Here is a 10,802-nt window from a genome sequence, read left to right as displayed (position 1 = left end):
GGCAGCGGGCGGCGGAGCGGATCAAGGACACCGCGCGGGCGGCGGCCGCCTTCGGTGTCCAGACCGTCATCGGCTTCACCGGCTCGGCGATCTGGCATCTGGTGGCGATGTTCCCGCCCGCATCCCAGGCGATGATCGACCGCGGGTATCAGGACTTCGCCGAACGCTGGAACCCGATCCTGGACGTCTTCGACGCCGAGGGCGTGCGCTTCGCCCACGAGGTCCACCCCGGCGAGATCGCCTACGACTACTGGACCACCCACCGCGCCCTGGAAGCGGTCGGTCACCGCAGCGCGTTCGGGCTGAACTTCGACCCCTCCCACTTCGTGTGGCAGGACCTGGACCCGGTCGGTTTCCTCTACGACTTCCGCGAGCGGATCTACCACGTCGACTGCAAAGAGGCCCGCACCCGCCTGGACGGCCGCAACGGCCGCCTGGGCTCCCACCTCGCCTGGGGCGACCCCCGCCGCGGCTGGGACTTCGTCTCCGCCGGCCACGGCAACGTCCCCTGGGAAGACGTCTTCCGCATGCTGCGCTCCATCGATTACCAGGGGCCCGTCTCGGTCGAGTGGGAGGACGCCGGGATGGACCGGCTCCAGGGCGCACCGGAGGCGCTGAAGAGTCTCAAGCGCTACGACTTCGAGGCCCCGTCGGCCTCCTTCGACGCCGCATTCGGAGGCGGCGAGTAATTCTCTCCGGTCGAGGGTGTGCTCCGGCAGGGCGGCCCATTGGTGGGGCGGCGGACGTGCGGGTCGGCGGACCGGCGGCTTGGCGGCTTGGCGGGTCGGCTGACCGTCGGCGCGCCGGGAGAGCCTGCTCCCGGCAGGGGTTCCGTCCCTGTGCCCTGGACGCCGCCCGCCGGCGCACCCCTTGATCGAGCGAGGCGGTCAGGCGGCCGTACGCCGGACCGCCCTCTTCACCTCCCGTCACGGCGATGCGCGCAGCACACGCACGACCGTCCCGGGGGCCTGCGTCATACGTGTTCAAGGAGGCTGTTCATGTCCGCGTCCGTTTCCGTACCGCGGGTCGGAGTCTGGCTGATCGGCGCCCGCGGGTCCGTCGCCACGACGGTCGCCGCAGGCGGTGCCGCCCTCACCGCGGGGCTGCACCCGTCGACGGGGCTGGTCACCGAGACGCTCCCCTTCACCGACAGCGGCGGCCACGACACCGTGGACAGCCCCCTGCCTAGACGGGCGGAGGTCCAGGCGGTCGGCGGTGTCCTGCCCCACGACCTGACGACCGCCGTTAACGCCGAACTCGCCGTCGTCGAAAGGGAGATCAGACCCGGCGGCCGTCGCGAGCCGAAGACAGGCTTGGTCGACGCCGGTCGCTCCGGGGAGCAGCGGTGACGGCGCGGGGGGCGGCGGCACCGTACGACTCGTCCGAGGTCGGCGGCCGGACGCCGCCGAAGCCCGCTGCACTCCCGTCGCCCCTGACTTCACCTCGCACAGGGCGACAGAAACGTATCCGCACAGGCCGCGTCAGCGTTCGCGCCCGCGCCCGCGCCTGGGCTGAACTCCTGCGCCTTCCAGCCCTGTTCACCGTGCCCGGCGACGCACTCGCCGGCACGGCGGCGGTCTCCGCGCGTCCCACTCCCCGCACTTTCCTCGCCATCGCCTCCTCTCTCTGCCTCTACGAGGCGGGCATGGCCCTCAACGACTGGGCCGACCGCGACGTGGACGCCGTGGAACGCCCGCACCGCCCTCTGCCCTCCGGCCGTATCCGTCCCACGGCAGCCCTCGGCGCGGCCTGCGTCCTCACCGGCGCGGGCCTCTCCTTCGCGGCCTGGGCGGGGCGCCCGGCCCTCACCGTCGCGGTTCCGCTGGCGGCCACCGTGTGGGCGTACGACCTCGCCCTGAAGAACACACGGCTCGGCCCGGCGGCGATGGCCACGGCACGGGGGCTGGATCTGTTGCTGGGGGCGTCGGCTGGGGGAGCGGGGGCGAGCCCGGGGCGGAGGACGGCCGACGGCGGTGCCGGGCCGGTGGGCGGTGGTGGCGGAGTGCGTCGGGTGGTGGGTTCGTTCGGTTCGGGCCGGTTGGCAGGTGCCGTCGGCGTGAGGGCTGATGCAGTCGGAGACCTGGGAGGGCTTGGCGTAGGGCGGAAGGCCGATGCGGTGGGCGCCCGGGTCTCCGCCGTCGTCGCCGAGGCGCGCGCGGCCTCCGCAGTGGCTCCCACACCGGCAGCTTTCCAGAGCATCCGGCAGGCTCTCCCCTCCGCCGCCCTCCTCGGGGCCCACACCCTCGCACTCACGACCGTGTCCCGCAAGGAAGCGCAGGGCGGCTCGCTCCTCGCCCCCTTGGCGGCGCTGGCCACGACTGCCGCACTGACCCGCCTCGTGGCCCGGGCACGTTCGCTCCCGACGGACCGGACCGGCGAAGGCCGGGGCCATGGCGAGCAGCCCTCCCTGAAGCACCGGACACCTACGGCCCGTTCCCTCTCGCCAGGACCCCTCGCGCCCCCTCCCCGACGTGACTCCCTGCTCAGGCTCCTCGACGACCCGCCCGCCGTTCTCCGCGCCGCCCTCGCCGCGGCCTACGCGGTCACCGCCGCGCGCCCGTACTTCCACGCCGCGCTCAACCCGTCACCCCCGCTCACGCAACGCGCCGTCACCGGGGGCATCCGCGCCACGATCCCTCTCCAGGCCGCCCTCACCGCCCGCTCGGGCACGAAGTCCGCGACACTCACCGCCCTCCTCACCACCGCCCTCGCCCCCCTGGCAACCCGCTTTGCGAGAAAGGTGAGCGTCACATGACCAGCCCCCTTGCCGAGCCCAGCGCTGGAGCCCACGCATCGGCCCCGTTTCCTCATCCGGAGCCCACCCCAGGCACCACCGGAGCCGCCTCGGTCCCTTCGCCGGAGCCCACCCTCCGTGCCACCGGAGCCCCCCAGGCTCGTTCGCCCGAGCTCCAACACACCCTGAGCACTACCGAAGCCGCCCCAGCCCCTACGCCCACCCCCAGCACCACCAGAACCGCCCCCACCCCCCTCACCGCAACCAACCCCGCCCCCTCCCCGCCAGCCCCCCAACTCCGCTTCGGCTACGGCACCAACGGTCTCGCCGACCTCCGTCTCGAAGACGCCCTCTCCCTCCTCGCCGACCTCGGCTACGACGGGCTCGGGCTGACGCTCGACCACATGCATCTCGACCCCCTCGCCCCCGACCTCGCCGCCCGCACTCGCCGCCTCGCGCAGCGGCTGGACGAACTCGGGCTGACGGTCACTGTCGAGACGGGGGCCCGCTATGTGCTCGACCCGCGCCGCAAACACGGCCCCTCCCTGCTCGACCCCGACCCCGACGACCGCGCCCGCCGTGCCGACCTGCTGGTGCGGGCCGTCCAGGTCGCCGCCGACCTGGGTGCCCACGCCGTGCACTGCTTCAGCGGCGTCACCCCGGCGGGCACGGACCCGGACCTGGCCTGGAAGCGGCTCGCCGAGGCGCTCGCCCCGGTCCTGGAGGCGGCCACCACCGCCGGCGTCCCCCTCGCCGTCGAACCCGAACCGGGCCACCTCCTCGCCACCCTCGCCGATTTCCACCACCTCCGTACCGCACTCGGCGACCCCCCGGCCCTCGGCCTCACCCTCGACATCGGGCACTGTCAGTGCCTGGAGCCCCGATCACCCGCCGACTGTGTCCGCGCCGTGGGCCCCTGGCTGCGTCACGTGCAGATCGAGGACATGCGCCGAGGTGTCCACGAACACCTCCCTTTCGGCGAAGGCGACATCGACTTCCCACCCGTCCTCGCCGCCCTGGCCGAGACCGGCTACCAGGGCCTGACGGTCGTCGAGCTGCCCCGCCACTCCCACGCGGGCCCCCACTTCGCCGAGCTCTCCCTCCCCTTCCTCCGTCAGGCCGTGGCGCTCTCACAAGGAAGCACCCCATGACCCACTCCCGCACCCACGCCCACCAGGCGACCTCCGTCGCGGACACCCCGGGGGGTCCCGTCACCCCTGACCCCCACACCCCCCTCACCACCTCGCTCACCACCCTGCACCGCCACCTCACCGCCCGACTCGGCGAAGCCGCCCGCGCCTGGCTCGACCAGGCCCTCGACGAGGCCGCCGCCCACCCCGGCACCCACGGCCCCATCTCCCCGTGGGAGTTGCGTCTCGCCGAGGCCGGACGTCGCTGCGGGCCCGAACACGCCGACGCCGTCCGCGTCCTGATCCTGCACGCGGCCCGCGCCGACACCGACGCCCTCACCCGTGTCTACGCCCAGGGCACCGCCGCCGAACGCCGAGCCGTCCTGCACGCCCTGCCCCACCTGGTGTCCGGCCCGCAGGCACTCCCGCTCGTCGAGGACGCCCTGCGCACCAATGACACCCGGCTCCTGGCCGCCGCCGTCGGCCCCTACGCCGCCCGCCACCTCGCCGCCCACCAATGGCGTCACGCCGTCCTGAAGTGCCTGTTCACCGGCGTGCCCGTCACCGAGGTGGCCGAACTGGACCGGCGTGCCCGCGCGGACGCCGAACTCGCGCGCATGCTCGGCGACTACGCCGCCGAACGCACCGCCGCGGGCCGGCCCGTCCCCCAGGACCTGTACCGCGTCCTGCCCCTGACCGACCCCGAGGCCGGCCCACCCGCACCGGTCACCCCGCCCCCACCGGCCGCCGACCACGGCACCAGCGGCGCCCCACACCCCCACACCGCCCCCGGCGCCGACGGCGCCCACGGCAAGGAGTCCTGATGCGCATCTTCGACCCCCACATCCACATGACGTCACGGACCACCGACGACTACCAGGCCATGTACACCGCAGGAGTGCGCGCCGTGGTCGAGCCGTCGTTCTGGCTGGGTCAGCCCCGTACCTCGCCCGCGTCCTTCCTCGACTACTTCGACGCCCTGCTCGGCTGGGAGCCCTTCCGCGCCGCGCAGTACGGCATCGCCCACCACTGCACGCTCGCCCTGAACCCGAAGGAGGCCAACGACCCCCGCTGCACCCCGGTCCTCGACGAACTGCCCCGGTATCTGGTCAAGGACCAGGTCGTGGCCGTGGGCGAGATCGGTTACGACTCCATGACCCCGGCCGAGGACACCGCCCTCGCCGCCCAGCTCCAGCTCGCCGCCGACCACGCACTGCCCGCGCTCGTCCACACCCCGCACCGCGACAAGCTCACGGGCCTGCGCCGCACCCTCGACGTCGTCCGCGAGTCCCACCTGCCGACCGACCGGGTCCTGGTCGACCACCTCAACGAGACCACGGTCAAGGAGGCCAAGGACAGCGGCTGCTGGCTCGGCTTCTCCGTCTACCCGGACACCAAGATGGACGAGGAGCGGATGGTCGCGATCCTGCGCACCTACGGCCCCGAGCGGGTCCTGGTGAACTCCGCAGCCGACTGGGGCCGCAGCGACCCCCTCAAGACCCGCAAGGTCGGCGATCTCATGCTCGCCGAGGGCTTCAGCGAGGACGACGTCGACCGGGTGCTGTGGCGCAACCCCGTCGCCTTCTACGGCCTCAGCGGCCGCCTCGACCTCGACGTCCCGGTCACCGACGTCACCCACGAGGGCAACTCCATCCTGCGCGGACCGCAGAAGACGGAGGCGTGAGCCATGCGCTTCCGCCACCCCGACGGCACCACGGTCCACCTCGCCTACTGCACCAACGTCCACCCCGCCGAAACACTCGACGGCGTCCTCACCCAGCTCCGCGACCACTGCGAACCCGTCCGCCGCCGCCTCGGCCGCGACCGCCTCGGCATCGGCCTGTGGCTCGCCCGCGACGCCGCCCACGCCCTGGTCACCGACCCCTCCGCACTGCGCGTGCTGCGCACCGAACTCGACCGGCGCGGCCTGGAGGTCGTCACCCTCAACGGCTTCCCCTACGAGGGCTTCGGCGCCGAAAAGGTCAAGTACCGCGTCTACAAACCGGACTGGACCGACCCCGAACGCCTCGAACACACCACCGCCCTGGCCCGCGTCCTGACCGGACTCCTGCCCGACGACGTCACCGAGGGCAGCATCTCCACCCTCCCGCTCGCCTGGCGCACCGGCTACGACGAAGCGGACGCCGAGAAGTCCCGCACCGCACTGCTCACCCTCGCCGAACGCCTCGACGCCCTCCACGAACTGACCGGCCGCTCCATCCGCGTCGGCCTCGAACCGGAACCCGGCTGCGTCGTCGAGACCACCGGCGACGCGATCGCCCCGCTCGCCGCGATCGCCCACGACCGCATCGGCATCTGCGTCGACACCTGCCACCTCGCCACCTCCTTCGAGGACCCCCAAACCGCCCTGGACGCGCTCACCACCGCCCGCGTCCCCGTCGTCAAGACCCAGCTCTCCGCGGCCCTGCACGCCGAACACCCCCATCTCCCCGAGGTCCGCGAGGCCCTCGCCGCCTTCGACGAACCCCGCTTCCTGCACCAGACCCGCACGGCCACCGCCGCCGGCCTGCGCGGCACCGACGACCTCGGCGCGGCCCTCGCCGCGGACGCCCTGCCCGACGGCGCACCCTGGCGCGCCCACTTCCACGTCCCCCTGCACGCGGCCCCCGCCGCACCCCTCACCTCCACACTCCCGGTGCTCCGGGCCGCCCTGACCCGGCTCGTCGGCGGCCCGCACCCCCTCACCCGCCACCTCGAGGTCGAGACCTACACCTGGCAGGCCCTCCCACCCGCACTGCGGCCGCGCGCCCGCACCCAGCTCGCCGACGGCATCGCCGCCGAACTCACCCTCGCCCGCGACCTGCTGACCGACCTCGGCCTCAAGGAGCTGCCATGAGCCCCCAGCCCCCGCAAGCCGCACCGGCAGCGGCCGCCACCGACCCACAGCCCCCCGCCGCGCGACCCACCCCCCTCCTCGTCCTCGACGTGGTCGGCCTCACCCCCCGGCTCCTGCACCACATGCCCCACCTCAAGTCCCTCGCCCAGTCCGGCTCCCACGCCCCGCTCGGCACCGTCCTGCCCGCCGTCACCTGCGCCGCCCAGTCCACCTTCCTCACCGGCGCCCACCCCAGCGAGCACGGCATCGTCGGCAACGGCTGGTACTTCCGCGAGCTCGGCGACGTACTCCTGTGGCGGCAGCACAACGGTCTCGTCGCCGGCGACAAGCTCTGGGACGCCGCCCGCCGCGCCCACCCCGGCTACACCGTCGCCAACATCTGCTGGTGGTACGCCATGGGCGCCGACACCGACTTCACCGTCACCCCCCGCCCCGTCTACTACGCCGACGGCCGCAAGGAACCCGACTGCTACACCCGGCCCCCGGCCCTGCACGACGAACTCACCGACAAACTCGGCACCTTCCCCCTCTTCCACTTCTGGGGCCCTGGCGCGGACCTGGTCTCCAGTCAGTGGATCATCGACGCCACCCGCCACATCATGGGCACCCGCCACCCCGACCTGACGCTCTGCTACCTCCCTCATCTCGACTACGACCTCCAGCGATTCGGCCCCGACGACCCGCGCTCCCTCAAGGCCGCCGCCGACCTGGACCGGGCGCTGGCCCCGCTCCTGGACGACGCCCGCGCGGAAGGCCGTACCGTCGTCGCGCTGTCCGAGTACGGCATCACCCGCGTCGACCGCCCCGTCGACATCAACCGGGCCCTGCGGCGCGCCGGACTCCTGGAGGTGCACACGCAGGACGGCATGGAGTACCTCGACCCGATGGCCTCCCGAGCCTTCGCGGTCGCCGATCACCAGATCGCGCATGTCTACGTGCGCCGCCCCGAGGACCTGGACGCCACCCGCGCCGCCCTCGACGGACTGCCGGGCCTGGAGCAACTCCTCGACGACGAGGGCAAGAAGGCCCACCACCTCGACCACCCGCGCGTCGGCGAACTCGTCGCCGTCGCGGAGCCGGACGCCTGGTTCACGTACTACTACTGGCTCGACGACGACCGCGCGCCCGACTTCGCGCAGCTGGTCGAGATCCACCGCAAACCCGGCTACGACCCGGTCGAACTGTTCATGGACCCGCTCGACCCCTACGTCAAGGTCAAGGCGGCCACCGCGCTGGCCCGCAAGAAACTCGGACTGCGCTACCGCATGGCGGTGGTGCCCCTCGACCCGTCACCTATTCGCGGCAGCCACGGCCGCCTCCCCGAGAGCGACGACGAAGGTCCGCTCCTCATCTGCTCCACCCCCCGTGCCGTCGGCGACCGCATCGCGGCCACCGACGTGAAGTCACTCCTGCTCCGGCTGGCCGGACTCACCTGACCGGCCGGACTTTCCTGGCTGGTCCCCAGTGAAGCACCCACCACTGACAACGCCCCCCGACACCGAGGAGTCCCAGGCAGGAGCGGACTGAGGCGGGACCCCGAAGGCGCAGGGGGCGCTCCCCGCCGGTCGGGGTCCCGCCGTCGTGTAAACGGACAGGCCGGCCGCCCCCGGACCGCCGCGGCGGCCGTCAGGGCGAGCCGGCGTGCACCCGCGTACACGTTCATGGAGTGCCCGCATGCACGGCCGGCCGGGGCCGAGGGCCCGGTCCGACGCACGGCGAGAACGGCACCGGCCTGTAGGCCCCCGGCCCGGTCGAGGACCCGTTCGGCCGCGCCGAGCCGGTCGGGGAGGCTCGCGAGGACGCCGGGGTCGACACGGACCGGGGGAGTGTCGGCGACGAGTCGCCGAGGCTCCCCGTCAAGACTCGCCTTACCGGACGGCCCGTGAGAGGAGGTCGTACGCCCGCCCTCCGTCAGGCTCCCGACCATGCACGGGGCGGGACGGCGCGAGTGGGCTCCGCCTCGGACGGGGCTCGCCATCGCGGACGAGCCCACTCCGTCACCGCCGCGGGCCACCCCGGGCCGTTCCGCCACTCGTCCCATGGCCGACCTCAGCTCCGTAGCGCCGTGGCCGGCGACGTCTCGATGCGGACCGGCGCGGTCGGCGACTTCTCGATGCGGATCGCGGCGGCCTCGAACTCCGCCGCCCCCGCGATCGGACAACGAGCCCTGGCCACATGCTCGTTGCCGTCCGCGTCGTTCGACGACTCGGTCATGAACGCCAGGCCCGGACGCAGCGCCGGGTCCACCCACACCGGTGCCGTCGTCGCCCCTCGCCTTGTCACCACCCGCACTTCCTCGCCGACCACCACGCCGTAGCGCTCGGCGTCCTCGGGACTCAGCTCGACGCACTCCGCCCGCCGAAGCGGCGATGTCGAACCGCCTTTCTGGAAGCGGGGGTTGTGCGGGTCGAGGCGACACCCCTTGGTCAGCCGAAGCGGATACCGCTCGTCCGTCAAATCGACCGGAGGGGGATGCTCGACGATGTGGAAGGGCACACGGCCGTCACGACCGCCCTGTCCGCGCCCGACGAGCAGCTCCAGGTTGTGCCACGCGCGGACCGCATCCCCGTCGTACTCCGCGATGCCCGACGGCAGGCCTGGCTCGCCGTACGCCCAGGTCCGCGCCAACTCCCTTATGGACGTGGCCGGTACGCCCGTCACCTTCACCGCGAGCGACAGCGTCCACGGTTCGACGAGACTCCGGTACTCCTCGTACCCCGAGGTGGCCCGCTCGATGAACTCCCGCTCGGCCAGGCCCGTTTGGATGATGTCCCGGCCGATCGCGTGGGCCATCGGGACGGCGGTGCCGATGTTCGGCCGAGCCCAACTGCCGGACCCGTGAACGTGGGTGCTCAGTTCCGTCATGCGGCGGACCGGAGGGCGAGGAGGTCGGAGAGGGCGTGGACCGTGCGCAGAGTGGGCACGTCCACGCCGGTGATCTCCGCCAGCTCGATCACGGCGGTGAGCAGGACGTCGAGTTCGAGGGGCTTGCCGCGCTCCAGGTCCTGGAGCGTGGACGTACGGTGGTCGCCCACGCGTTCGGCGCCGGCCAGGCGCCGCTCGATGGAGACGCCGACCGTGCAGCCGAGGGCCTCGGCGACCGCGAGGGTCTCGGCCATCATGGTCTCGATGACCTTGCGGGTGCCGCCGTGCAGACACATCTGCCGCATGGTCGCGCGGGCCAGTGCGCTGATCGGGTTGAAGGAGATGTTCCCGAGCAGCTTGAGCCAGATGTCGTCGCGCAGGTTCTCCTCGACCGGAGCCTTCAGACCGCCCAGCCGCATGGCCTCACTGAACGCGAGACACCTCTCGGACAGGCTGCGGTCGGGCTCGCCGATGGAGAACCGGGTGCCTTCCAAGTGCCGTACGACACCGGGGGCTTCGAGTTCGGTGGCCGCGTAGACGACACACCCGATGGCCCGGGAGGGCGCGAGCACCGCACTGACCGCACCCGCCGGGTCGACGCTCTCGATGCGGTGGCCGTCGTGGGGGCCGCCGTGCCGGTGGAAGTACCACCAGGGGATGCCGTTCTGGGCCGCGATGACGGCGGTGGTGTCGTGGAGAAGGGGTTCGATGAGCGGCCCGCACGCCGCGTACGAGTTGGCCTTCAGGCCGAGGAAGACGTAGTCGACCGGGCCGATCTCGGCCGGGTCGTCGGTGGCATGGACGTGGGCGGTGAAGTCACCGCGGGGGCTGAGGACCTGGACGCCCTGCCCGCGCATGGCCGCCAGGTGCGGGCCACGGGCGACGAGGTGCACATCCGCGCCGCCACGGTGCAGGGCCGCACCTACGTATGCGCCGATCGCACCGGCGCCGAGAACTGCGACTTTCATGATGAGGAAGCTCCGTTCGGTGAGGGTGACCGAGGAACTGTCGACTTTGTCGACTGGATATTGTCTACAGGGTGGAGTCGGAGGTCAGCAAGACTCGTGCAGCAGTTGTGCGCCGTAGACTGTAGGCGAAAGCCAATCGACAGTTGGCACTCAGCTGCAGCGGCGACGCTGTACAGGAGGGACCGCGATGTTGCCGACCACAGGACTGCCGTACGGCACCGTGCCCAGGCTCGAGCGCCCAGGACCCC

At 72.7% G+C, this 10,802-nt stretch carries 8 protein-coding genes and 3 pseudogenes; 8 read left to right on the top strand and 3 right to left on the bottom strand.

The annotated features are described in order from the left end of the window. The 8 genes and pseudogenes from AQJ54_RS15150 to AQJ54_RS15115 form a co-directional block, all read left to right on the top strand. Nucleotides 1–689, top strand: a 689-nt coding sequence (locus tag AQJ54_RS15150) for a sugar phosphate isomerase/epimerase family protein (RefSeq protein ID WP_062237768.1), incomplete at its 5' end; no start/stop codon positions are given. Between the two features lie 309 nt (nt 690–998). Further along, nucleotides 999–1,292: pseudogene (locus AQJ54_RS15145) on the top strand (inositol-3-phosphate synthase); the annotation flags it as partial. Between the two features lie 251 nt (nt 1,293–1,543). Further along, the gene (locus tag AQJ54_RS15140; protein WP_062237764.1) at nt 1,544–2,755 is read left to right on the top strand and encodes an SCO3242 family prenyltransferase; all 1,212 of its coding nucleotides are present in this window, start codon (nt 1,544–1,546) and stop codon (nt 2,753–2,755) included. Then, nucleotides 2,752–3,885 carry a sugar phosphate isomerase/epimerase family protein gene (locus tag AQJ54_RS15135; RefSeq protein ID WP_248845357.1) on the top strand — a complete coding sequence of 378 codons (1,134 nt, stop codon included), beginning with the start codon at nt 2,752–2,754 and terminating at the stop codon, nt 3,883–3,885. Before AQJ54_RS15140 ends, AQJ54_RS15135 begins: the two co-directional genes overlap by 4 nt. Then, nucleotides 3,882–4,688 (top strand): EboA domain-containing protein, encoded by an 807-nt coding sequence (locus AQJ54_RS15130; protein WP_062028921.1) that lies wholly within the window; start codon nt 3,882–3,884, stop codon nt 4,686–4,688. Before AQJ54_RS15135 ends, AQJ54_RS15130 begins: the two co-directional genes overlap by 4 nt. Beyond that, nucleotides 4,688–5,548 carry a TatD family hydrolase gene (locus tag AQJ54_RS15125; protein WP_062237762.1) on the top strand — a complete coding sequence of 287 codons (861 nt, stop codon included), beginning with the start codon at nt 4,688–4,690 and terminating at the stop codon, nt 5,546–5,548. The genes AQJ54_RS15130 and AQJ54_RS15125 overlap by 1 nt, the downstream gene beginning before the upstream one ends. Nucleotides 5,549–5,551: 3 nt before the next feature. Further along, the gene (gene eboE, locus AQJ54_RS15120; RefSeq protein ID WP_062237761.1) at nt 5,552–6,721 is read left to right on the top strand and encodes a metabolite traffic protein EboE; all 1,170 of its coding nucleotides are present in this window, start codon (nt 5,552–5,554) and stop codon (nt 6,719–6,721) included. Continuing rightward, nucleotides 6,718–8,157, top strand: a complete 1,440-nt coding sequence (locus tag AQJ54_RS15115; protein WP_062237759.1) for an alkaline phosphatase family protein — start codon at nt 6,718–6,720, stop codon at nt 8,155–8,157. Before eboE ends, AQJ54_RS15115 begins: the two co-directional genes overlap by 4 nt. A 278-nt stretch (nt 8,158–8,435) precedes the next feature. Here the strand turns inward: AQJ54_RS15115 and AQJ54_RS46705 are convergent. The 3 genes and pseudogenes from AQJ54_RS46705 to AQJ54_RS15105 all read right to left on the bottom strand — a co-directional run. Beyond that, a pseudogene (locus AQJ54_RS46705) lies at nt 8,436–8,618 on the bottom strand (formate dehydrogenase accessory sulfurtransferase FdhD); the annotation flags it as partial. Between the two features lie 152 nt (nt 8,619–8,770). Beyond that, nucleotides 8,771–9,229: pseudogene (locus tag AQJ54_RS47760) on the bottom strand (molybdopterin dinucleotide binding domain-containing protein); the annotation flags it as partial. Nucleotides 9,230–9,582: 353 nt separating this feature from the next. Further along, nucleotides 9,583–10,554 (bottom strand): 2-dehydropantoate 2-reductase, encoded by a 972-nt coding sequence (locus AQJ54_RS15105; RefSeq protein ID WP_062028931.1) that lies wholly within the window; start codon nt 10,552–10,554, stop codon nt 9,583–9,585. Nucleotides 10,555–10,802: the final 248 nt, after the last annotated feature.

The organism is Streptomyces griseorubiginosus, from assembly GCF_001514195.1.
Lineage (GTDB): Bacteria > Actinomycetota > Actinomycetes > Streptomycetales > Streptomycetaceae > Streptomyces > Streptomyces griseorubiginosus.
This window is presented reverse-complemented; position numbering and strand designations above follow the sequence as displayed.

What these genes read in the sequence shown, in the direction of transcription:
- AQJ54_RS15135 (WP_248845357.1), top strand. Translation starts at nt 2,752, where the DNA reads ATGACCAGCCCCCTTGCCGAGCCCAGCGCTGGAGCCCACGCATCGGCC.
- AQJ54_RS15130 (WP_062028921.1), top strand. Translation starts at nt 3,882, where the DNA reads ATGACCCACTCCCGCACCCACGCCCACCAGGCGACCTCCGTCGCGGAC.
- AQJ54_RS15125 (WP_062237762.1), top strand. Translation starts at nt 4,688, where the DNA reads ATGCGCATCTTCGACCCCCACATCCACATGACGTCACGGACCACCGAC.
- eboE (WP_062237761.1), top strand. Translation starts at nt 5,552, where the DNA reads ATGCGCTTCCGCCACCCCGACGGCACCACGGTCCACCTCGCCTACTGC.
- AQJ54_RS15115 (WP_062237759.1), top strand. Translation starts at nt 6,718, where the DNA reads ATGAGCCCCCAGCCCCCGCAAGCCGCACCGGCAGCGGCCGCCACCGAC.
- AQJ54_RS15105 (WP_062028931.1), bottom strand. Translation starts at nt 10,554, where the DNA reads ATGAAAGTCGCAGTTCTCGGCGCCGGTGCGATCGGCGCATACGTAGGT.